Here is a 23020-nt window from a genome sequence, read left to right as displayed (position 1 = left end):
TATGGTGATTTTAGTTTAGTTAATGCGTGCGTATGCTTTGTCAAGATCTACTTTGCTTATTAAAGCATTGTATAACGCTTGTATGTATTGATTATCTGCGTTTTCAAGTTCAGTTTGTGCTTGTGTAACCTCAATGCTTGAGCCTACCCCTTGTGCGTATTTAATTTTTGATACCCTTAACACATCCTGTGCCAACTCGCGGCTACGTTTTTGGTTGTTAAGTGATTGCAAGCTGTTAACGAAAGTAATATTAGCAGCGCTGGCTTGCAGTTTAAACCCATTGGTTGCATTGTGCAGATCATTTTGGGCTTTGTACACATTTATCTGTGATTGTTTTAACTGGTTTAAATGTTGTCCGCCTGTATAAATCGGTATATTTATATTTAAACCAATAAAACTGTTGTAGTAATTATGAGAATATAAATATTTAAACTGATTTTCCTGGAATGAATTAGCAAGCCCTGCAACGAAAGCGACAGAGGGTTGAAAATTAGCTTTCTTGCTTTTTACATCCAGTTGGTTAAGTGTGACATTAGTTTCTAACAACTTATATTCAATGCGGTTATGATAAAAAGCGGTGTCGACTGTATTTTGCGCGGTTTGACCTTCTATATCTACATCAGCCAATTTATCCGTTAAAGTTAAATCCTGTTCAACAGGCATACCCATCTGGAACTTTAACATCTGGTAACCTAATATTAAAGACCGTTGTACATTATCACGGGTAGTAACCAGGTTATTGTATTGGACTGATAAACGATCAACATCTATTTTCTCGACAAAACCTTGTTTGTTTTGCTGGGTAGTTTGATCGAGTGTTTGTTTTAGCTGCGCAATATTGGCATCAAGCAATTTAACCTGCTCATTGCTAACAAGCGCCTGGTAGTAGGCTTTAGTTACATTTATATTAGTTTCAATTTTTGATCGCACAAGGCTGCGTTGCGATAATTCTTTAAACGTTTTTACCGCTTGCAAGCCAACCAGGAAAGTCCCGCTGTAAAGCAGTTGGCTTACTTGTAATGAGTAATTGTTACTGTATTTAACCGGGCCAAATGGAAATGCAATTAACGGTGCTTTAGGGTCAATTGGACCACCACCCAGGAAATTAGGACCAACCTGTGTAGGCACTTTAATATAATCCTGGAAAGAAATGGCACCGTTTACCTGTGGTAAGCCGCTACCTATAGTTTCCTTAACCTTATACTCGGCGCTTTGCACATCAAGGCTGGCGTTTTTAACTGAGTCCTGGTGCTCATAGGCATATTTTATACAATCGGCCAGGCTAAAGCTTACCGGTGTATTTGGCGGCGGTGCCTGTTGAGCATAGCTGTTTAAAGCTATGGTGCAGATCAGGGTCGCTGTAATTAAAATATATTTCATTGTGTAATATGGTGTTTAGTTGACTATTTAATTAATTGTCTTTTCAAAATAACATCCTGCGGATGACAGCCCTATGTCAACAGGAAATTATTCGTCGCTTATATTTTTATATTCATTTAATAATTTATATCCCTTAAGGGTACAAATGCCAAAGTTAAAATGCTCCAAAAGCTGGTATTGCACTTTCCAGGTGCTAAATTCCGCTATCGGGAAAATATTGGGGTTAAAACCCATTTCAACCTGGTTAACTCGCATACGTGCTATAATTTTAACATCAATGTCAGGGCGGATATGGCCTTGCTTAATTCCCTTGATTAATAATTCTTCAAGTGTGTGTACTATTACATTTGCTTTAAAAGTTTGAAAATGTTTCCAGGCGTCAGGGTGATATTTCTGCAGGTCATGTATAACAATCGGGTTAATGCGTGAAAAGATCTCTTGCGAAACTTTCATCATGTTGATCATCTCTTCAATAACATTATCCGACTTAAGCATCATCGCGCACATCTGATCCTCGTCCTGCTGAAGCTTCTTTTTAACTAAAGCAATCACCAACTCGTTTTTATCTTTAAAGAACTGGTAGATGGTTTTTTTTGACATGCCTAAGTGTTTAGCTATATCATCCATCGTTACACTTTTTATCCCGGCCGTTAAAAACAGCTCCTCTCCGCCTTCTATTATCCTATCTGTTTGACTCATTTTATTAATTGGTCAAAACTATGGAAACATTTTTAGATTTTAAAGTTTCCGCAGGACAAAACTTTTCAACATTACTTAGTAATGACTATCGAGTTTGGCATTATTGGACAATTGCTTATAAATATTTCTGCCCGCTACTACAACTGCCAGTGCCACTTAATAAGCCAAATTGTTACCTTTGCACAAAATTACCAACCATGACACTTACACCTCTTTCTGCAATATCACCCATTGACGGCCGCTACCGAAAAACTACCGACGCGCTTGGCGCTTACTTTTCGGAATATGCACTGATAAAATACCGGGTGTTTGTTGAGATAGAATACTTTATAGCGCTATATCAACACCCTTTGCCGCAACTACAGGGTTTTGATAAAACTTTGGAAGAAAAGTTACGCGATATTTACAAAAATTTTACCGAAGCCGATGCACAAAGCATTAAGGATATCGAGAAAATAACCAACCATGACGTTAAGGCTGTCGAGTACTTCATCAAACAAAAGTTTGACGCGCTTAGTCTGCAAGATTATAAAGAGTTTATCCATTTTGGCTTAACATCGCAGGATATTAATAATACAGCCATCCCCTACACCTTTAAGTTAGCGCTTGACGAGGTGTACTATCCGGCCATAAATGAAGTAGTCGACCTGCTAAAAAAATACGCGGCCGAGTGGGATCACATCCCGATGCTTGCCCATACTCACGGACAAGCGGCATCACCTACCCGTTTAGGTAAAGAGATCCGGGTTTTTGTTGAGCGTTTAGAAAATCAATTATACCTATTAAAGCAAGTTCCTGCATCAGCCAAATTTGGGGGTGCTACGGGTAACTTTAATGCGCATAACGTGGCTTATGCGGGTATTAACTGGAAAGATTTCGGTAATAACTTCGTGAATAATATTTTGGGGTTGAGCCGCTCGCAATACACCACGCAGATAGAGCATTACGATAATTTTGCCGCGCAATGCGATGCTTTAAAACGCATCAATAATATCCTGATAGATCTTGACCGCGATATGTGGACCTATATCTCCATGAACTACTTCAAGCAGCAAATTAAAGCCGGCGAAGTAGGATCATCAGCCATGCCGCATAAGGTTAACCCGATAGATTTTGAAAACTCTGAAGGTAACTTAGGTATTGCTAACGCGATATTTGAACATTTAGCCGCCAAGTTACCAATCTCAAGATTGCAGCGCGACCTAACCGACTCGACCGTGTTACGTAATATTGGTGTACCGGTTGCGCATACGCTCATCGCTATCAAATCAACCGTAAAGGGTTTGGGTAAATTATTGTTGAATGAAAATGCTTTAAACGCGCACCTTGAAGCTAACTGGGCGGTAGTAGCAGAAGCTATACAAACCATTTTAAGGCGTGAAGGCTATCCAAACCCGTACGAAGCTTTAAAAGAGCTTACACGCACCAATACACAGGTTAACGCTCAAACCATAGCTGAGTTTGTAGATACTTTGAATGTTGTGGATAGCGTTAAGGAGGAGATAAAGAAGATAACGCCGAGTAATTACACGGGGATTTAGGCTTTTAGCTTAAAGGTCACCAATAGGTCATAACTATTTTAGTATAGTATTTTAATGAAAAACCTATTTAACTTTGTTAAGTAATATAAAAGAAGACATCAAAGATGAATATCAACGTATATACCGAATCAACGCCAAACCCGGCCACAATGAAATTCATTGTGAACAAGTTGCTTATTAATGGCAGCGCCGATTTTGCGACTAAAGAAAGTGCAGAAAAATCACCGTTCGCTAAAGAGCTATATAAATTCTCGTTCGTAAACGGCGTATTCTTCGCCAGTAACTTTGTTACGGTTACAAAAACCGAAGGTACCGACTGGAACGATATAGAAGCAATACTAAAAGAGTTTGTTAAAGGCGCGGTTGAATCTGAATTGAAAGTACAGATCGAAGAGCAAGCTGACGATGTTTCATTCGAGGGTACAGACATCGAAATAAAGATCCAGCAAATTTTAAATGACTATGTGCGCCCGGCTGTTGAGCAGGATGGCGGTGCTATCGCTTACCGCTCATTTGAAGAAGGTGTGGTAACTGTCGAGCTTCGCGGTTCATGCAGCGGCTGCCCGTCATCAACCATTACTTTAAAAGCAGGTATTGAGAATTTGCTTAAGCGCATGGTTCCTGAAGTTCAGGAAGTAGTGTCGGAAGCGTTATAATTTTGATTTCACAGATTTTTTAAAAGGATTACACAGATTTGTGTGATCCTTTTTTGTTTGCGGTTAAATAAATAAAAATTGGTGAAATCTTACTTAAATTGCTGCTGCACAACCTTCACTAACTCATCAGTGATCCTGCCGTTGGTGGCAATCAGCTCGCGGGTATCTAATACCTCATCACCACCACTAAAGTTTACTACCTGCCCTCCGGCCTGTCGCACTATTACAATACCGGCAGCTACATCCCAGGCGTTTAGGTTATACTCATAAAACGCATCGAAACGTCCGCACGCTGTGTAAACCAGGTCAACCGCTGCCGAACCTAAACGGCGCAGGCCGTGGCAGTTCTTCATCAGGTAAGTAAACAGGTTGATATACTGTTGCTGCTTGCCAAAATCATAATAAGGGAAACCGGTAGCAATTAAACTATCAGCAACCTTTGGTGCTTTGCTTACATGAATTTCCGTACCGTTTAAGTAAGCGGGTGATCCTTTCCAGGCGTAAAAACATTCGTCGAGATTTATTTCATACACCACTCCTAAAACTAACTCATTGTATTGTTTTAGTGCAATGCTTACAGAATATGAAGGTACGCCATGAATAAAATTAGTAGTGCCGTCCAGCGGATCAATGATCCAATTATATTGGTCGGCAATATGAGTTTTGGTTTGCTCTTCGGTTATAAAACCGGCATCAGGCAATACCTTTTCCAGCCCGGCTACGATAATACCTTCGGCAGTTTTATCTACGTAGGATACCAGGTCGTTTAGGCCTTTGTATTCTATTTTGTCACTATTAAAAGTTTTTCTTTCCTGGCGGATGAAATCGCCGGCTTGTTTAGCAATTTCAATTACCTGCTTTGCTATTAACTCCAGTTGCATGATGGTGTCTTAATGATAGGCTGAATGAGAAAAATTTATGCACAAAAAAGCTGGCGAAGAACAAGCTTAGCGCAGCACATACACGCGCCACAGGCGGATACATGCCTAAGTACCTGATGAAAATATTCAATAAAGTAAGGTTAGCAAAAAAACCTATGATTGCTACCGCTACAAAACGGAAAAACTGCCTGGCCGGCGATGATACAGATTCATTAAATACAATATACTTGGTGATTAAGAAATTAACCACTACCCCCATAAAGAAAGAGATTGCCAGCGATAAGGTATAATTGTCAAACGTAAACCCGAACACATTATAGGTTGGCCGCTCCAGTAAATTATGATCTAACAGGTAAAAAGCAATAATATCAACCAAAAAACCAATGCCTGCTGAAAATATAAACCGGGCCACCTGGTTATTAACGATACTTTGCTTTATGGATACGTTAGCCATGCTTAACAGGTTTTTTTTTCGCGTTGTTCACTCCTGTAAAAATTAAGGCTAACCCTCCGGCTACTAAAAATAAAGATATCATTTCGGCCTGGGTGAATGGTATGCCTGCTACATGATATTTTGTATTTACGCGGATAAGCTCAACTAAAAAGCGCTCAACTCCAGCTAATATCATATAAATACCAAACATGACACCCGGTGTTTTTATACGATCGCGGATGCTCCATAAAAAGAAGAACAGTAATAGACAAACTACTGATTCGTAAAATGGAGTTGGATATACTGGCAATTTTAATTCGTTACAATATTTACCAACACAATCGGCAATTTTATTGCCCTGGTCTTCCATGCTTACATTATGTGGGTATTTGAATGACCACATCCAATCTGGCGCCCAGCTTAACCAGCCCGGTTTTGGTGCTGTATTAGGTATGCCCCAATCGCCATCACCGGCCATCTGGCAGCCTATGCGGCCCACGCCGTATGCCAGCATCATACCCGGCCCGCCAATATCTAACATAGTGCGCCAGGTAATACCGTGTTTTTTAGCTATATAAAGTACCACAGCACCACCGCATATTAATCCGCCATAAAAAGTAAGCCCGCTAAAACCAATCAGCATCCCTACAGGATCGCGCATAAACTCATCCCAATTCTCTAATGCGTTAAAAAGTTTAGCCCCGGCAAAACCACAAATGGCTGCCCATAAAAGCATATTCCCCATTAACTCGTAAGGGTGAACTTTAACTGTTTTGGTTACTGGTTTTGGTAAAAGTTGTTTCTTATTTTCGGCGTAGGCCCAATAGCCAAACAAAGCACCTAAAACAATACCGCCGATAAAATTACCATGGGTTGATAGCAGGAAAGTTTGCGGATCATCTATCATCGCATGGTAGTTAAATACCATGTCTAACAATTTATAGCCTAATAAAAAGCCAAATACACAGTTACCAACCAGTTCGGTAGTGGTAATTGGCGAGCCAACAGTTACTTCTTTATCAAAAGTGTGGATATAGCCCAGCTTTTCTTTACGCTTAAACTCCTGCACAAATGCCCAATAGGCAGCCATAAAAGCAAGCGCTACAAAAAAACCAAAGGTTTGTATAGGCAACGGAATATCCCATCCGAAAAGATATTGTAAAAGGGAACTGACACTTGGAAACATAGAAAATTATTTGCTGCGAATATAAGGCTAATGTACCAGTATTTCCTGGCTTTCGGTTATATCAACGTCGCCATCGGGCGAAATATTGGCAAGGCCTACGGTTTTTAATTCGTTAACTAAAACAGGGTCGAATTTGGTTCTTACTTTAACGTAGTTTCGGGTAAAACCATGCATGTAGCCATCTTTAATATCACCTTCAAATAAAACCTCGTCGGTGCGGCCCAATTGGGTTTCGTAAAAAGCACGGCGTTTTTTATCGGATAGTATATGCAGCATCTTACTTCTATCTGCACGGGTTGAGCCGGGCACTACCCCGCTCATTTCGGCAGCTAAAGTATGCTCTCTTTCAGAGTAAGTAAATACGTGCAGGTAAGAAATATCCAGGTCGTTCAAAAAGTTGTAGGTATCTACAAAATCTTCGCGGGTTTCGGTAGGGAAACCAACTATAACGTCCACGCCTATACAGCAATCCGGCATTAGCTGTTTTATTTTAGCAACTCTATCAGCATATAGCTCGCGTTTATAACGGCGGCGCATACCACTCAATATTTTATTGGAGCCGGATTGCAGCGGGATATGAAAATGCGGCACAAAACGTTTTGAAGCAGCAACAAACTCAATGATCTCATCGGTAAGCAGGTTTGGTTCGATTGATGATATGCGGATGCGGTCAATCCCTTCTACCTCATCTAAAGCCTGTACCAGGTTAAAGAATTTGGTTTCGCGTTTGCCGTTAATAATTCCAAAATCGCCAAGGTTAACACCTGTCAATACAATTTCTTTTACGCCCGAGGCTGCAATTTGCTTAGCCTGTTCAATTACACTATCAATGGTATCGCTCCTGCTGGCGCCACGCGCTAATGGTATGGTACAAAACGAGCATGAGTAATCACAGCCATCCTGCACTTTAAGGAAAGTACGGGTACGATCGCCAAATGAAAACGCGGGTACAAACTGGTTTGCATGGGATACCGGCTGATTGTATACTAATGCTTTTGGATTTTTAGTGAGATCGGTAATATGATCAATGATCTGAAATTTTTCGGCAGCGCCTAAAACCATGTCGACACCCGGGATTTCGGCTATCTCTTTTGGCTTTAATTGGGCATAGCAACCAACAATGGTTACGTAAGCGTTAGGCGATACTTTTAAAGCTTCTTTTACAACCTTTTTGCATTTCTTATCAGCATTATCGGTTACCGAACAGGTATTTATAACATATACATCGGGGGTATCTGTAAAGTCAACAGTATCAAAACCCGCGTTACTAAACAGCCGGCCCAATGTTGAGGTTTCCGAGTAGTTGAGTTTACAACCCAGTGTATAAAAAGCTACTTTCTTATTCATTATCAAGCCGCAAAGATAATAAATTGAGAGATTAGTTAATTGGAGATTAGAGATTAGTTGATTAAGATGACAGAAACAGCGGTTACTATTCCGATTAACTAATCACTAACTTCTCCCCAACGGTAGCTATTATTATCCAATCCTATCAAATCAATCACCCGGTTAACAACGGTTAAAGCAACTTCCTCAACTGTTTGTGGCTTATTATAAAATGATGGAACAGCCGGGCAGATGATACCACCTGCTTCGGTAACGGTTGCCATGTTGCGAATATGGATCAAATTTAAAGGCGTATCGCGGGCTACCAAAATTAGTTTACGTCGCTCTTTTAATACCACATCGGCGGCACGGGTTATCAGGTCGTCAGAGATCCCGCCGGCTATACGGCCCAGGGTACCCATGGAGCAAGGCACAATAACCATTGTATCAAACTTTGCAGACCCTGATGCAAACGGCGCCATAAAATCATTTTTAGCATAAAACTTAAACGGTAGTTTATTATAGTCTTCGTTATCCAGCTCAAATTGCCATACCTGTTTTGCATTGTCAGACATCACCACAGCAACTTCTCCAACTTGACTATTCAAGTGATGCAGCTTGTCCAACAATAACCTGGCGTATATAGCGCCGCTGGCACCGGTAATAGCAATTACAATTTTTTTCTTCATGATTATAGTTAACAAATCAAAGGTAGGAAAGTTACGGGCACAAAAAAGGGTCGAATACAAGTACCCGACCCTACATCTACCTATGAAAAACATGCCCTTTGAGAGGGCACAACAAATGTAATAACACTTTTTTAATAAAAAAACAATTTATTAAAATTATTTTAACGTGGTTTTCACATAATTTTCATCTATCAGGGTTTGAATAATGCCGTCGACCATACCAACTGTGGGTACATAGATGTTTTTTATGCCCGCCCATTTCATTACAGACAGGTAAATTTCGCAAGCCGGGATGATAACATCTGCCCTATCCTGGTTTAATCCTAACACGTTAATTCTGTCCTTTAACGAAAACGAATCCAGGTAATCATAAAGCGATTTAAGCTTGCCAAAAGTCATTGGCGAATTGTTTTTCTCTTCGGATAACTTATATAGCTTATTGATGTTTCCACCGGTACCAATACCAAATATCCCCTTAAAATGTCGGGTATGCTCGCGGATAAAGTCGCGCATATTATTCCATGATTCTTCGGTATCCTGGTTGTCCAGTATGCGGATAGTACCGATATTAAATGATTTGGAAGCTACCAACTCGCCTGCCGAGAACAAGGAAAGTTCGGTACTGCCCCCACCTACATCAATATATAAGTAATTTTTGTTTTTATCTATATTCTGTTCGGCATGGCTGGCGTAGATAATTTTAGCTTCAACCTGGCCGTGTACAATTTCTATATCGATACCAGCTTGTTCTTTAATTTGTTTAACCACGTCGCTGCCGTTTCTTGCTTCGCGCATGGCCGATGTGGCACAAGCCATATATTCGCCAACTTTATAAACGTCCATCAGGTTACGGAAAGCTTGCATGGTTTTTACCAGGTCGCCCGATTTTTTATCAGATATATGATGATTTAAAAATGCGTCGTCACCCAACCTAACGGGAACGCGGATAAGTGTGTTCTTTTTAAATGATACCGTTCCGTCGTTTTCTTTAATATCTGCGATTAGCAATCTTATCGCGTTCGACCCTATGTCTATTGCCCCGTATCTCAATTTGTTTTATTCTTTAGGTAATTGTAAATATCTATCTGTGCCCTTACCGGCAGGGCCGACTTTGTTTTATGGTATTTATTGTTGTTCTGAATGTTTATCTCGCGCGATTTGGTATTGTCATTCAGCTGGATATCAATTATATTGCGAATCTCTTTTTTTATCTTCTTATCATATATCGGGAAACCAACCTCAACCCTGGTATCAATATTACGGGTCATAAAATCTGCTGACGTTAAATACAACAACTCATCGCCCCCGTTGCAATAAATATGTACACGGGCGTGTTCCAGGTATTTGTCGACAATACTTATCACTTCAATATTTTCGCTAAAGTCTTTCATACCAGGCACCAGGCAGCACATGCCCCTAATAATCAATTGTATTTTAACACCCGCGTTGCTTGCCTGGTATAGTTTGGTGATCAATTGCTCATCGGCCAGGCTATTCATTTTCAGGATCATGTAAGCCGGATTTTTGGCTTTGGCATTCTTTATTTCGTTGTCTATCAGTTTGGTAATTGACGGCCGCGAATCAATCGGCGATACAATTAAATGTCTTAACCCTTTAGGCAAAACCCCCTTATTAATGGCTTTAAAAACCTCAAGCAGGTCGAGCGTTATTTTTTTGTTAGCGGTAAGCAAGGTATGGTCGGCATACATCCTGGCGGTTTTCTCGTTATAGTTACCGGTAGATAAGCAGGCATAATAAGCATCTTTCTCCTTCTCGATACGCCTAACCAGGCATATTTTTGAATGTACCTTATAACCATCAATACCATATATTACGTTTACGCCTTCTTCTTCTAAACGGGTGCTCCAGGTTATGTTGTTTTGCTCATCAAAACGTGCACGCAACTCAACCAGGCAATTTATCTTTTTGCCGTTTTTAGCAGCGTTTATCAACGCGTGCATAATACGCGAGTTCTCTGCCAAACGGTAAACCGCTATACTGATCTCTTTTACCTTCGGATCAATAGCCGCCTCTCTTAAAAAGTGGATAACATAGTCATAGGTTTGATACGGCGTGCTGATCATGTAATCCTGTTTGGCTATCATGGCCATCAAGCTTTTGTCAAACGTCAGGCCATCAACCGGCAATGCAGGATATCTTGGATACTCAAGTTCGGCGGTGCCCACATTGGGGAACGATATAAAGTTTTTAAAGTTATGGTAACGGTTTCCGGGGATAAGGTTTTCGCCATGCAGGTTCATTTTGGCTACCAGGTACTTCAGCATATCATGCGGCATTTCCGAATCGTAAAGCAAGCGCATAGGTTTGCCCTTTTTGCGCTTTTGCAGGCTTTTTGATAACGCGTCTATAAACTTCCCGCTTACTTCTTTATCGAGGTCAAGTTCGGCATCGCGGGTAAGCTGGATGGAGTAAGCCTCGATATTGTCATGATCGAATATAAAAAAGATATCCTCTAAACTATACCTGATGATATCATCCAGCAGGATAATAAACTTCAGGTTATTGGTCTCGGGCAGTACAATAAATCTTGAAAGGTTATCCGGGATCTCGATCAGCGCGTAGGTTTTCTTTTTCTCTTTGGTAAGCTTTACAAAAAAGTAGATCGATCGGTCGCGTAATTCGGGCAGTACCGTGGTGTTATCCAGCATTATGGGTACCAGTGTAGCCAACAGCTTTTCGCGAAAATAGGTTTTAACAAAGGTACCGCGGGCAACGTTCAACTGCTTGTCGTTTAACAGGAATATCTTCTCTTCGGCCAGCTGTTTAACAATAATATTCTCATACAGGTCGTTAAACTTGCGCTCCTGCTTAACAACAAGGTTCTTTATCTGGTTCAATACCTTTTTGGGGTTGTAGCCTAATATCTCCTTTGCTTTTTCATTAAGGCCGGTAAGGCGGCTTAGGGTTGCTACCCTTACCCTGTAAAACTCATCAAGGTTTGATGAAAATATGGCCAGAAACCTTATCCGCTCAATTAAGGGTACTGTAGCATCTGCAGCTTCCTGCAAAACCCGCTCATTAAAATACAGCCAGCTTATCTCCCTGTTAATTAAAGGTATTCGTTTAATATCCATATAGTATTTAGCGCTTTTCAGCCCTGTATGCAAATCTGCTTATTTATTTGTTAAGTTAATATTAAGAGATTACTAATCTGACTGTTTTAACATTAAAATTAACTATTTGATTTTATGATTGTATAAATACTAATTTTGCATTTCATTATAAACACTTTACCTATGCCAACTTTTGATATAGTAAGCAAGATTGACGGCCAGACACTGGACAACGTTATCAACATCGCTAAAAAAGAAATTTTGAACCGTTATGACTTTAACGACTCGAAAAGCACCATAGAGCTTGAAAAGAAAACCAACGTGGTAACTATAGTTACCGAGAACGATATGCGCGTTAAAGCCATACAAGACGCTATTATCAGCCGCATGGTTAAGCAGGGACTTGACCCTAAAGCAATGGACTTTGGTAAGGAGATTGCCGCATCTGGCAACATGATCCGCAAGGAGATCAAGATAAAACAAGGGCTTGACCAGGATGCTGCTAAAAAGATCGTAAAGAAAATTAAAGATAGCGGCCTAAAGGTACAAGCCAGCATTATGGACGACCAGGTGCGGGTACAGGCCAAGAAGATAGACGACCTGCAAGCCGTTATAGCGCTTTGCCGTAAAGAGGATTTCGATCAGCCGCTGCAATATATTAACATGCGCGACTAATCATTATTTAAGCGATAAGTGATCCACTTTAAAATGTGGATCACCTGGATCATCTCTTATTCGTCAGTACCTTTACGTATAAATATCACTTATTTTATTAATAATCAGTTAATTGCAAAACATCTATTTTCTTACAGTTTTTTAAGGGATGGATCACCTAAGTGGATCACGCCTAAGAATCTTAGGTATAGGCGCACCACACGGCTGTCTGTGTCCTCACAGACAGCTCTGATAGTCGTCTGTGGGGACACAGACAACGGCATTATTCCAGGCACAAAAAAGCCCTTATCAAATTGATAAGGGCTTTTCTATTTCTATCAGACGCAAAGTATTGCGTCTCTACAGTACTATTACTCAGCAGCCGGTGCTTCTTCAGCGTCAGCAGCTTTCTTTTTAGCTGGTGCTTTTTTTGCTTTTGGAGCAGCTTCTTCAGCCGGTGCAGCAGTTTCTGCTACAACTTCCGGAGCAACCTCAGCAACTGGTGCTGGTTTTGGTTTAGCTGCTGCTTTTGCTTTAGGTGCTGGTGCAAGATCTTCTGCTACCAGTGCAACTGCAAAAGGAATAACTGATACGTATGAACGGTTATCTGCTTTCTTTTTGAAAACTACTTCGCCTGCTGCTAAAGCAAATAAAGTATGATCTCTGCCGATACCTACATTAAGGCCCGGATTGTGTTTTGTACCACGCTGACGTACGATGATGTTACCTGCTATTGCCGGCTGACCACCAAATATCTTGATACCTAAACGTTTGCTATGTGACTCGCGGCCGTTTCTTGAACTACCGGCCCCTTTTTTGTGTGCCATTTTCTTATATTTTTATGACCGGCTTTTCGGCTGATCGTTTTAAAAATCTGATTATAAAGTGATACCGGTGATTTGGATCTTGGTAAATTGCTGACGGTGACCGTTTTTCTTTTTGTAACCTTTTCTTCTTTTCTTTTTGAAGATAATTACTTTATCACCTTTTAAATGAGACAGGATCGTAGCAGATACCTTAGCGCTTTTCAAATCAGTTCCTAATTTGAATTTACCTTCGTTTTCTCCTAACAACACATTGTCAAATTCAATACTAGCGCCCTCGTCACCTTGTAATCTGTGTACAAAGATCTGCTGGTCTTTAGCAACTTTAAATTGCTGTCCTGCTATACTTACTATTGCGTACATGGTTTGTTAATTAATGTTTTAAAATTCGAGGTGCAAATATAGAATTTATATTTTTAAAAAACAACGGTACTAATTACTTTCCGCATTGTTTTTTTAAGGCATCTGCATAACCCTGGGGAATGGGGTGCCCGCCAAGTTTCATACATTCATCATAATACCTCATAGCATTGGCGCAATCCTGCTTATAAAAATAAGCTACCGACATTTTAAACAAGGTGTTTTGATTCCCGGAATCTATCTTATAAGACTGATTGAATAAGGCAATGGCTTTGTTTAAATCGCTGATATCGTGCTTGCTTATAAAGTATCCGTTGTAAATAGTTGCCTTATCAGTAAGGATGTTTGAGCTGTTGGGATTAATTACGAGGCCGATATCTAATTGTTTAAGGGCTTCCGGATAATCACTAAAAGTAAAATAGACAGCACCAAATCCCCAATAGGCGTTCTCATTTTTATGATCAAGTAACCATGCCTGGTTAAAGCGGCGCATTGCTGTTTTAATATCGCCCTGGTACAGATATTTAAACCCCAACTTTACCATATGTTCTGACGCCTTCTGATATGTTCCATCTTCTTTTAGGCAAACTTTAATAAAGTCGTCATCCAAAGCTATCTGTTCTTTTGTTTTTGTGGCGTTTCCATACTCAGGAACCAGGTTAATTTCACTTTTCGCCTCTTCTTTCCATTGCGCATAATTAGCCTGCTGCGCAAACGAAGCAAGCGATATGAGGGAAATAAAAAACAAAAACAGGCTCTTCATCTAAACGGCTATTTTTTTTGATCGCCCTCAACCTTGTTCAATACCTGGTTAATTTCTTTGATTACTCCCAGGTTGGCATCAATAAGGCGGATGTCTCCATCAAAGTTAGTATCAAACACTACCTTCTTACTTTTACGCTGGTATTTAAACTCTATAATATATCGCACCGGCTGCTTTGCTCCCGCTTTTACGCTGTCGCCGGTTTCATCCACCGGGAAATCCCAGAAACCAAGATCCGCCGCCTTACGGTGCAGGTACAAAAGATCATCTTTGCTTAAATGCAGTTTCATTTTAACCAGGGAGTCGGCACGGTTTAAATATTGATAGTCGCCGGTTTTTGAATCATACTTATTCACCAAACTATCACAATTACCATACTGGATACTCATCGATTCAAACTCGCTAAACTTATACGGCGCGTTTTTTAACATGTGATTGTAGTAGTACAGACAGTAAAATAAAAATGGCAGAATAATGCTGGCCGCAAGGAATATTTTTTTAGATCGGGATAACATGAGAGATTAATTATTGAGTTTTTTAATTAATGATTTATTTACCGGAAACAGTTTTTCTGGATGCTGAGGTGATTTTTAGGATTTGATTTGCTTCATCAAGTAGGTAAGTCAATTCTGATTTTGGAACTACTTCGGCATCTACCAGTACCTCCATCCAAAAAGCCGATTCATCTGCTTCTTCAACTACAGTAGAAAGTTTTGAATGAAATTCGGCTTTTGATCTCGCTCTGCAAGCTGCTCTATAATTAGCACCAACTGAAGATGAAGATCTTAATAATTGTCTTCCAATTATTTTTGCTTCCTCTGTTTTTGGCAGGGTTCTATAAAATTTGATGTTATCAACTACGAACTTTTTTGTTCTGTTTTTAAACATCTCACCAAACTCAATCTTTTCTATATCCGCCATAAAAAATTCAATAAATCAATAATTCATTAATTCAATAATTGACTAAAGATCTTCTACGGGAATGGGATTACCGTTAGTTAACTCCCCTTCCCACTTACTTACTACTGCAGTTGCCATAGCATTACCTAATACATTGGTGGCAGAGCGGCCCATATCTAATAACGGATCAATACCTATTAATAGCGCCAAACCAGCCTCCGGGATACCAAACATCGCTATGGTGCCGGCTATAACCACTAAAGATGCCCGGGGAACTCCTGCAATACCTTTACTGGTTAACATGAGCGTTAATAGCATAGTAAGCTGTTGCGCGAAGGATAAATGGATCCCGTATGATTGCGCCAGGAACAACGATGCAAACGTCATATACATCATAGAGCCATCCAGGTTAAACGAATAGCCCAGCGGCAGCACAAAGCTTACAATTTTATTACTGCAACCAAAGCGCTCCATCTCTATCAGTACGCGCGGATAGGCCGCCTCGCTGGTTGAGGTACCAAAGGCGACAAGCATCGCATCCTTAATACTGCTTACCAGCTTAAATGCACGAGCCCTTAAAACGAAGAAGCCCGCTAATATAATAACACACCATAAAATGATCAGCGAGAAATAAAACTCGCCTATAAATATGGCATAGGTTGATAGGATACTTAAGCCCTGTTTGGCAACAATAGCTGTAATAGCGCCAAATACCGCTAACGGAGCCAGCTTCATTACATAACCGGTTATCTTTAATATCACATGCGCTATAGCGTCAAAAGCTTTTACAACGATCTCGCCCATGGGGCCAATTGAGGCTGTTGCAACGCCAAAAAACAAGGCGAATACGACGATCTGCAAGATCTCGTTATTAGACATCGACTCGAAAAAGCTCTTGGGGAACACATGGCTGATGAAATCTTTAAGCGAAAGCGCCGATTTTTGAATATCGGTACCCAAGTGGCTATCAGGCAGCATAAGGTGCATTTCGTGGCCGGGTTGGAACAGGTTTACCAATACCATCCCTAATAATAAAGATACCAGCGTAGCGCTTAAAAACCACAGCAAGGTTTTCCCGCCTATCCGGCCCACCGCTTTTATATCGCCCACTTTAGCTACGCCTACCACTAATGTAGTGAACACCAATGGCGCCACTATCATCTTTATTAATCGCAGAAAAATATCGCTTAACAACGTGAAATACTGCACTTTACTTTCGCGTATCGTATCGTTCTCCTTACGTATTTTGGCCTGGGCCGATTTCTCTTTTTTAAGATCTTTATATACTACCGCGTTAGTATCTTTTAATAATACCAGCTTATTATCAATAACTTTGATGGTAGTTTCGGCGGCACTAATTTTGTTGTTGTAATCTTTAAGTACAGCAACGTTATAAATGTAACCAACAACAACGCCCAAAATAAGGGCGATGAAAATATAAAGGGTGAGTTTGTTTTTCTTCATTTCTAAATATAGCGATGCGAAGCTACAACTATTTACTATTTTGCTAAAAATATTAATTTTTAAAACATGAGCACTGCCGTATATGGCTTACAGGATATAAAGAAAGAGCTGCAACACTTATCGGGACTGCAAATTGCCGAACTATGCCTGCGCCTTGCCCGGCATAAAAAGGAGAATAAAGAGCTATTAGCATACTTATTGTTTGAGGCTGATAATGATACCGCCTTTATTGAAAAAGTAAAGGCCGAAGCAGGATTTATGTTTAGCCAGTTACCCGTTCGCAGTTATGAAGCCGCAAAATACCTGCGCAAAATTTTAAGGCTTATTGGTAAATACACCAAGTTTATGGCATCAAAAGAAGGCGAAATAGAACTGTTATTGAACTTCTGCACCAACTATATACAATATGCCGACAGGAGCACATCCTACAAACCATTGCGTTTAATATTGACAAGGCAGCTGGAAAAAGCACGTACCGCAATTGGCAAACTACATGAGGATATGCAGTACGATTTTGTTAACGATTACAACCTGGTGCTGGATGATGCCGAAAAAAAGCTAAGCTGGTTTAGCAAGAGCAATTATATGTTGTAACATTACTCTTATCTTTGCATCTAATAACAAACTTACCTATAACTGTGGCCGAAAAGGAAATTGTCTTTAAGCAAATATTTGAAGCTAATTCAAAAAAGATATTCCATTTATGCTATGGTTATACCGGGGATGATGATGCTGCGAACGACCTTTTACAAGAAACATTTTTAAAAGTTTGGCAAAACCTGGATAAATTCCGTAACCAGGCAATGATCTCTACCTGGATATACCGGATAGCGGTTAACACGTGCTTAACCTATTTAAGATCAGAGAAGCGCCAGGCGAAAGATGAGCTTACCCCCCTGATAGCGGAGAGTAAGATGGAGGAAGTTTCTGATAAGAACGAACAGGTAGCGTTGTTGTATAAATGTATATCAAAGCTTGAAGAGTCGGAAAGAATTATAATAACAATGGTGCTTGATGAATTACCTTATCCTGAAATTGCAGATATCTCGGGTATATCTGAAGGCAACTTAAGGGTTAAAATTTTCCGTATTAAACAAAAATTGACAGAATTATATAATCAGTATGAAAGACTTTGATCATTTAATGTCGGTTTGGCAGGAACAGCCAAAGAAGGATCAGCTTTCAGTAGATGATGTGCTGAAGCAGGTGAAGAAGGGAATGAGCAGCCTAAGCAGGAAATTGCTATTTGGCATTATAAGCATGGGCGCATCATTTGTGGGCGTTTTTATAGTGATGATGTTTTTTGTATTTACCTCATGGGTAACTTATGCCGGCATAGCCATTATTATGATAACCATGGTATTATATGTAATGATGATGGTAAGAGATTACCGTATTATTAACAAACAGGATATCACGATAAACCCTACCGAGTATTTACAAAGCCTTAAAGAATACCAAAGAAACCGGGCTATAGTTTATGGATGGGTTTATTATGTATATGTAATACTTATAAGCAGCGGCTTGTTGTTATATTTCTATGAAGTGCTACAAAGCGCATCGGCTGCGTTTAAAATAGTAGCTTACGGTATAACGGCTGCCTGGTTATTGTTCTGTACCTTTTCCCTGAAGGGCCGCTTTGTTAAAAACGAGCAGGATAAACTTAACCTAATGATTGATAGACTAATACGTTTACAAGATCAGTTTAATTAGGGTTTTTAAAAACAGCATAACTTTTACGGATATACTGCAGCATATCGTAGTCATTCATTTTACTTGCTTTCTGTCTATCAGGCCGGTATTTTATCATAAATACCCTAAGTGAGTCATCGCTTAAATTAGTTATCCCCTTTATTTTCTCCTTCGAAAACATCCGCGATATATAACTTTCCTCCTCATCTTTCAATAAAGTTTTCTGTAGTTTTGACGTATTGGATTTATGTTTACCCAATAAACTAAATACCTGTAATAGGTTTATTGTCACTAACTCGCTGGTGTTATTTGGCCTGTCACTTTTCACATATGGCGATCGTTCAATAAAAACATCACCTATACCCGGGCCTTTATAGTTAAATGTTTTGGCAAACTCCTTCCTCATATTTAATGAATCTTGCTTTTTATCGCGACGGCCTTTTATAAAAACCTTGCTTAATACCAAACTATCAGGCTTTAAGTAAGTATTTACAGGAGTTGCCCCTTGTCCCATTACAAATTGGTAGGGCTTGTAACCAATATAGGTGATCTTAATTGTATCGCCTATAAATGTATTATTTAAAATAAAACTGCCGGCGGCATTGGTAAGTGTCAGCGCTAATTTAGATCGAACTGTTGCACCGGCAACAGGCAACCTGGTATCATCATCAAAAACTGTAATTACACTTTGTTGTGCGCTAAGCTTGCCGGCAAAAAATAGAATTATTAATATACCGGCAAGCCGCATACAGTGAGTGGGTTTAGTTTAACACACCCGAAAATAAAATATATCTTACTGATTTATAAAACTTTAACAAACGTTAACAAACAAGTTAATTTATGTTAAATCTTCACCCCGGTAGCGGCCCAAAACAGCACGTACGTTTTAGACAGGTTCTTTATTCTTAAAGCAGTAAGCGCACGTTTTGTGTCCGGGTGCACATTTAGCGCGTGGATGTTATGATGATCGGCTTCTGTCCTGAAGTTTCTATTTGTCCATTTGGCAAGATCATGCACCACATAGCTAAAGTAGGGGTCGTTATCCGGCACATCATTTGCCCAGTCGGGTACTATAATGGTTTTTGTTTCTGATCCATCATCATAGATCAATTCATATTGCAGGTTAGATTTACCGTAGGCACTTGTTAAGCAGATATAAAAACCGGCATACTTATTCTTAGGTACTTTAATGGTAAATGTATTGGTATCAGCCAGCAGCATGGCCTGATTTTTACTGCCTTCGTTATTATTATAGTGCAGCAATATAGCCGGGTGGTATGCGTTTGCCGGAATCAACGGATCATCTGCTATGGCTTTTGGATTGGTTTCGCCGTTAGCTAAAGCTGCTGCGGTGGTTAAGTAACCATTCTCGCGGTCCACCCCTTTTGTCCAGGGTAGTAGCTTGCCATTGGTTAAAGTGGTTACCGGGCGGATATTTAACAAGTAGCTGATATCTACCTGGATTACTTTATTGGTTTGATATTTATATCCGGCACAAATTATTAAACTGCTCAAAACTAAACCGATAAATAAATATTTTTTGGTTGATTTAAGTTGCATGGTATAAAGTAATAATTGTTGTTTATTTTGTGTAGCCATTAAAGTTAGTAATGAAAACCAAATCACACAGTATTGCAGTCAAAATAACTTTGGTTAGCAGCATGGGCTTATATGCTATTTCACTTACGCAGCAATGTTATTGCATTTCAGGCGCTTGTGGTAATCATTGGTCGGGTATATCATTATTAGCGCTTGGCGCAATTGGCGGCATTATGAGTACTGCCGGATTAACCTGGTATGCCAATCCTTTTATATGGGCAGCGTGGTCGCTTATCAATAAAAAGCCTAAACAGGCTGTTATTTTCAGCTTGTTAGCTACTTTACTTTCTGCATCGTTTTTATTGGCTGCAACTATATCAGATATGCAAGCCAACGTAACCTCGTACATTACCGGATATCAGCCAGGCTATTGGTTATGGCTGGCAAGTATGGTAACGACGTCAATAGGAAGCGTAATGGTTTATCTGGTAAGTAAGGATGTCCCATTGATGATTAATAACAGGGTAGTATTGCAAGTCGACTTTAATAACCGGTGCGCCACCGGGGTAAAACTTATTACCGGAGAGGATAACATCTTCCGGAAAGGCAAAAAGAAAATAAAACTGTACGATGGCATGCAGGCAATTTTATGGGATCATGACTATAACGATAAGAAAGTGGATAACCTGGCCGTTATAGCGGTAATAAACTATAGCTTTAAAGAAAATTGCTGGGTTGCAGGCTTTAATTTTGATGACCTGAAGCATGAATCGGAACGCGGACATGCCTTATTGGAGAATTGATTGCGATGGCTGTACAATCATTCCTCATTTTTTATATTTTTGCATAGGCTTGAAAAACAGCATTAGCTCTTGCCCTACTACCAATAAATGGATATATCAGTTGTAATACCTTTATATAACGAAGTTGAATCATTACCCGAGCTTACCTCGTGGATAAGCAAAGTGATGGACGAAAATGGCTTCATGTACGAGATCATATTAGTGGATGACGGCAGTACAGACGGCTCATGGGAGATGATACAAAAGTTGCGTTTAAATAATCCTTTTATAAAAGGCATTAAATTCAGGCGCAATTACGGCAAGTCTGCCGGTTTAAATGTGGGTTTTGATGCGGCCGAAGGCAATGTAGTTATCACCATGGATGCCGACCTGCAGGACAGCCCTGATGAGATCCCGGAGCTATATCGCAGAATAACAGAAGAAAAATACGACCTCGTATCCGGCTGGAAAGCCAAACGGTACGACCCGATCACTAAAACCGTCCCCACCAAGCTGTTTAATTACGCAACGCGCAAAATGTCGGGCATCGATAACCTGCATGATTTTAACTGCGGATTAAAAGCTTACCGTAAAGCCGTTGTTAAAAACATAGAGGTTTACGGCGAAATGCACCGCTACATACCGGTTATAGCCAAATGGGCAGGCTTCACTAAAATAGGCGAGCAAGTAGTTGAGCACCGGGCACGAAAATATGGCACCACCAAATTTGGAATGAGCCGTTTTATAAATGGCTTTTTAGACCTGTTATCGATATTTTTTGTTGGCAAATTTGGCAAGCGCCCTATGCACTTTTTTGGTGCTATGGGTAGTTTAAGTTTCTTTGCAGGTACAGTATGCGCTTTATGGATAATCGGCGATAAATTATATGATATCGCCAATCACATTAAATATTCGCGCGAAGTAACGGCACAGCCCCTATTTTACATTGCACTGGTAGCAATTATAATAGGATCACAATTGTTTTTAACAGGCTTCGTTGCAGAACTGGTAGCCCGCAGCGCCCCCGAGCGGAATAAATACCAGATAGAAGATAGTATTTGAGAATTTGAAGGTGTCACCTTGAAATACGGCACAGTTAGTTAATCCTCAAATCAATTAATTTTCAAATCATCAAATTTAAGAATGTTTTTTTCCATCATCATACCCTTATACAATCGCCCGCAAGAAATAAAAGAACTGTTGGAAACCCTTACCCTGCAGACCTATAAAAACTTCGAGGTACTGGTTATTGAGGATGGGTCGAAGGATGATGCTGAAGAGGTAGTTAAGAGTTTCGCAGATCAGCTTGATCTGAAATACTTTGTAAAAGAAAACGCAGGCCAGGGTTTTGCGCGTAACTATGCTTTTGAGCGCGCCACTGGCGATTACTTTATCATATTCGATTCGGATTGCCTTATACCTGAGGATTACCTGGAAATAGTAAACACCTCTCTTACCCAAAACTGGCTGGATGCCTATGGCGGCCCGGATGCTGCACACTCATCATTCACCCCTACTCAAAAAGCTATCAGCTACGCCATGACGTCGCCATTTACAACTGGTGGTATAAGGGGCAATAAAAATGGTATTGGCCAATTTCATCCGCGCAGTTTTAATATGGGTATCTCCAGGCAGGTATGGGAAAAAGCAGGCGGCTTTATCATCACCCGCTCTGGCGAGGATATCGAATATAGCATCCGTATACATGCTATGGGTTTTAAAATTGGCTTAATTCCGCGGGCAAAAGTTTACCATAAACGCCGGACAAATTTCCTGCAATTTTACAAACAGCTCCATTTTTTTGGCAGGGCACGTATTAATGTTTATAAGTTCTTCCCTAAAGAGCTTAAAGCCGTACATTTTTTCCCGGCAATATTTACGCTATGTGTCTTATTTACAGCGATTTCTAATATATTTAACTGGCAAATAGCCACCTTATGTAATATAATTGCAGTACTTATTATTTTGTTAATATTTTTTCATTCATTAAGTAAAAACAAGTCAGTAAAAATTGCATTTTTGAGCGTAGTGGCTTCCTTCATCCAGCTAACAGCTTACGGCCTTGGTTTTATGCAGGATTTTTGGAAGCGCATAATATTAAAAAGTTGGTAAATTAAGTATGTATCACCCGTTTTCGATAGCAGAAACAACAAAAACTGCCTGGACAATTTTCAAGA

General features: G+C 40.0%; 26 protein-coding genes. 9 read left to right on the top strand and 17 right to left on the bottom strand.

Annotated features, from left to right (window positions below; genetic code table 11):
• Positions 1-15: 15 nt before the first annotated feature.
• Entirely contained in the window at positions 16-1380 is a 1365-nt protein-coding gene (locus ABIB50_RS02890) for a TolC family protein (RefSeq protein ID WP_429377108.1), read from the bottom strand.
• An 87-nt stretch (positions 1381-1467) separates the two neighbouring features.
• On the bottom strand, positions 1468-2079 hold the full coding sequence (locus ABIB50_RS02885; RefSeq protein WP_429377107.1) for a TetR/AcrR family transcriptional regulator: 612 nt from the start codon (positions 2077-2079) through the stop codon (positions 1468-1470).
• Positions 2080-2276: 197 nt separating this feature from the next.
• Between ABIB50_RS02885 and purB the strand changes: the two genes are divergently transcribed.
• Together purB and ABIB50_RS02875 are read left to right on the top strand one after the other, a co-directional pair.
• Positions 2277-3620: an adenylosuccinate lyase gene (gene purB / locus ABIB50_RS02880; protein ID WP_429377460.1), complete on the top strand. Its 1344-nt coding sequence runs from the start codon at positions 2277-2279 to the stop codon at positions 3618-3620.
• 104 nt (positions 3621-3724) lie between these two features.
• Positions 3725-4276 (top strand): NifU family protein, encoded by a 552-nt coding sequence (locus tag ABIB50_RS02875; protein WP_429377106.1) that lies wholly within the window; start codon positions 3725-3727, stop codon positions 4274-4276.
• Between the two features lie 89 nt (positions 4277-4365).
• On the opposite strand, the gene ABIB50_RS02870 is transcribed toward ABIB50_RS02875, so the two are convergent.
• The 7 genes from ABIB50_RS02870 to ppk1 form a co-directional block, all read right to left on the bottom strand.
• Positions 4366-5157 carry an inositol monophosphatase family protein gene (locus tag ABIB50_RS02870; protein ID WP_429377105.1) on the bottom strand — a complete coding sequence of 264 codons (792 nt, stop codon included), beginning with the start codon at positions 5155-5157 and terminating at the stop codon, positions 4366-4368.
• The gene (locus ABIB50_RS02865) at positions 5123-5611 is read right to left on the bottom strand and encodes a GtrA family protein (RefSeq protein ID WP_429377104.1); all 489 of its coding nucleotides are present in this window, start codon (positions 5609-5611) and stop codon (positions 5123-5125) included. Before ABIB50_RS02865 ends, ABIB50_RS02870 begins: the two co-directional genes overlap by 35 nt.
• A complete protein-coding gene (locus ABIB50_RS02860) occupies positions 5604-6776 on the bottom strand; it encodes a prolipoprotein diacylglyceryl transferase (protein ID WP_429377103.1) in 1173 nt (390 codons plus the stop codon). Before ABIB50_RS02860 ends, ABIB50_RS02865 begins: the two co-directional genes overlap by 8 nt.
• Positions 6777-6803: 27 nt before the next feature.
• A complete protein-coding gene (gene mtaB, locus ABIB50_RS02855; RefSeq protein ID WP_429377102.1) occupies positions 6804-8123 on the bottom strand; it encodes a tRNA (N(6)-L-threonylcarbamoyladenosine(37)-C(2))-methylthiotransferase MtaB in 1320 nt (439 codons plus the stop codon).
• A gap of 98 nt (positions 8124-8221) precedes the next feature.
• On the bottom strand, positions 8222-8791 hold the full coding sequence (locus tag ABIB50_RS02850; RefSeq protein ID WP_429377100.1) for a UbiX family flavin prenyltransferase: 570 nt from the start codon (positions 8789-8791) through the stop codon (positions 8222-8224).
• A gap of 156 nt (positions 8792-8947) precedes the next feature.
• A complete protein-coding gene (locus tag ABIB50_RS02845) occupies positions 8948-9841 on the bottom strand; it encodes an exopolyphosphatase (protein ID WP_429377098.1) in 894 nt (297 codons plus the stop codon).
• The gene (ppk1, locus tag ABIB50_RS02840; RefSeq protein ID WP_429377096.1) at positions 9838-11886 is read right to left on the bottom strand and encodes a polyphosphate kinase 1; all 2049 of its coding nucleotides are present in this window, start codon (positions 11884-11886) and stop codon (positions 9838-9840) included. The genes ABIB50_RS02845 and ppk1 overlap by 4 nt, the downstream gene beginning before the upstream one ends.
• 162 nt (positions 11887-12048) lie before the next feature.
• Between ppk1 and ABIB50_RS02835 the strand changes: the two genes are divergently transcribed.
• The gene (locus tag ABIB50_RS02835; RefSeq protein ID WP_230547209.1) at positions 12049-12540 is read left to right on the top strand and encodes a YajQ family cyclic di-GMP-binding protein; all 492 of its coding nucleotides are present in this window, start codon (positions 12049-12051) and stop codon (positions 12538-12540) included.
• Between the two features lie 350 nt (positions 12541-12890).
• Here ABIB50_RS02835 and rpmA read toward each other — a convergent pair whose 3' ends face one another.
• From rpmA to ABIB50_RS02805, 6 genes are all read right to left on the bottom strand, one after another.
• On the bottom strand, positions 12891-13346 hold the full coding sequence (rpmA, locus tag ABIB50_RS02830) for a 50S ribosomal protein L27 (RefSeq protein WP_429377095.1): 456 nt from the start codon (positions 13344-13346) through the stop codon (positions 12891-12893).
• Positions 13347-13397: 51 nt separating this feature from the next.
• On the bottom strand, positions 13398-13706 hold the full coding sequence (gene rplU, locus ABIB50_RS02825; RefSeq protein ID WP_175269628.1) for a 50S ribosomal protein L21: 309 nt from the start codon (positions 13704-13706) through the stop codon (positions 13398-13400).
• A gap of 73 nt (positions 13707-13779) precedes the next feature.
• Positions 13780-14466, bottom strand: a complete 687-nt coding sequence (locus tag ABIB50_RS02820; protein ID WP_429377094.1) for a tetratricopeptide repeat protein — start codon at positions 14464-14466, stop codon at positions 13780-13782.
• Positions 14467-14474: 8 nt separating this feature from the next.
• Positions 14475-14897, bottom strand: coding sequence for a hypothetical protein (locus ABIB50_RS02815; RefSeq protein ID WP_429377092.1), 423 nt, complete (start codon positions 14895-14897; stop codon positions 14475-14477).
• 118 nt (positions 14898-15015) lie between these two features.
• Positions 15016-15387: a four helix bundle protein gene (locus tag ABIB50_RS02810; RefSeq protein ID WP_429377091.1), complete on the bottom strand. Its 372-nt coding sequence runs from the start codon at positions 15385-15387 to the stop codon at positions 15016-15018.
• 42 nt (positions 15388-15429) lie between these two features.
• Positions 15430-16830 (bottom strand): dicarboxylate/amino acid:cation symporter, encoded by a 1401-nt coding sequence (locus tag ABIB50_RS02805; RefSeq protein WP_429377090.1) that lies wholly within the window; start codon positions 16828-16830, stop codon positions 15430-15432.
• Positions 16831-16896: 66 nt separating this feature from the next.
• On the opposite strand from ABIB50_RS02805, the gene ABIB50_RS02800 reads away from it, so the two are divergent.
• Genes ABIB50_RS02800 through ABIB50_RS02790 form a run of 3 tightly spaced genes read left to right on the top strand, consistent with a single transcriptional unit; the run spans position 16897 to position 18543 of the window.
• Positions 16897-17424: a hypothetical protein gene (locus tag ABIB50_RS02800; RefSeq protein ID WP_429377088.1), complete on the top strand. Its 528-nt coding sequence runs from the start codon at positions 16897-16899 to the stop codon at positions 17422-17424.
• A gap of 44 nt (positions 17425-17468) precedes the next feature.
• Positions 17469-17966, top strand: coding sequence for an RNA polymerase sigma factor (locus tag ABIB50_RS02795; protein WP_429377086.1), 498 nt, complete (start codon positions 17469-17471; stop codon positions 17964-17966).
• Entirely contained in the window at positions 17953-18543 is a 591-nt protein-coding gene (locus ABIB50_RS02790; RefSeq protein ID WP_429377084.1) for a hypothetical protein, read from the top strand. The genes ABIB50_RS02795 and ABIB50_RS02790 overlap by 14 nt, the downstream gene beginning before the upstream one ends.
• On the opposite strand, the gene ABIB50_RS02785 is transcribed toward ABIB50_RS02790, so the two are convergent.
• Positions 18536-19270 carry a hypothetical protein gene (locus tag ABIB50_RS02785; protein WP_429377082.1) on the bottom strand — a complete coding sequence of 245 codons (735 nt, stop codon included), beginning with the start codon at positions 19268-19270 and terminating at the stop codon, positions 18536-18538. The genes ABIB50_RS02790 and ABIB50_RS02785 overlap by 8 nt on opposite strands.
• Before the next feature lie 95 nt (positions 19271-19365).
• Positions 19366-20121, bottom strand: a complete 756-nt coding sequence (locus ABIB50_RS02780; RefSeq protein ID WP_429377080.1) for a hypothetical protein — start codon at positions 20119-20121, stop codon at positions 19366-19368.
• 11 nt (positions 20122-20132) lie between these two features.
• On the opposite strand from ABIB50_RS02780, the gene ABIB50_RS02775 reads away from it, so the two are divergent.
• The 3 genes from ABIB50_RS02775 (at position 20133) to ABIB50_RS02765 (ending at position 22955) form a co-directional block, all read left to right on the top strand.
• Positions 20133-20864 carry a hypothetical protein gene (locus tag ABIB50_RS02775; RefSeq protein WP_429377079.1) on the top strand — a complete coding sequence of 244 codons (732 nt, stop codon included), beginning with the start codon at positions 20133-20135 and terminating at the stop codon, positions 20862-20864.
• An 87-nt stretch (positions 20865-20951) separates the two neighbouring features.
• The gene (locus ABIB50_RS02770) at positions 20952-21905 is read left to right on the top strand and encodes a glycosyltransferase family 2 protein (protein WP_429377077.1); all 954 of its coding nucleotides are present in this window, start codon (positions 20952-20954) and stop codon (positions 21903-21905) included.
• Between the two features lie 81 nt (positions 21906-21986).
• On the top strand, positions 21987-22955 hold the full coding sequence (locus ABIB50_RS02765; protein ID WP_429377075.1) for a glycosyltransferase: 969 nt from the start codon (positions 21987-21989) through the stop codon (positions 22953-22955).
• Positions 22956-23020: the final 65 nt, after the last annotated feature.

Source organism: Mucilaginibacter sp. UYCu711 (assembly GCF_050433825.1).
In the GTDB taxonomy this organism is placed as follows: domain Bacteria; phylum Bacteroidota; class Bacteroidia; order Sphingobacteriales; family Sphingobacteriaceae; genus Mucilaginibacter.
Note: the sequence above shows the minus strand (reverse complement) of the source record. Positions and strands in the feature narration are given on the sequence as shown.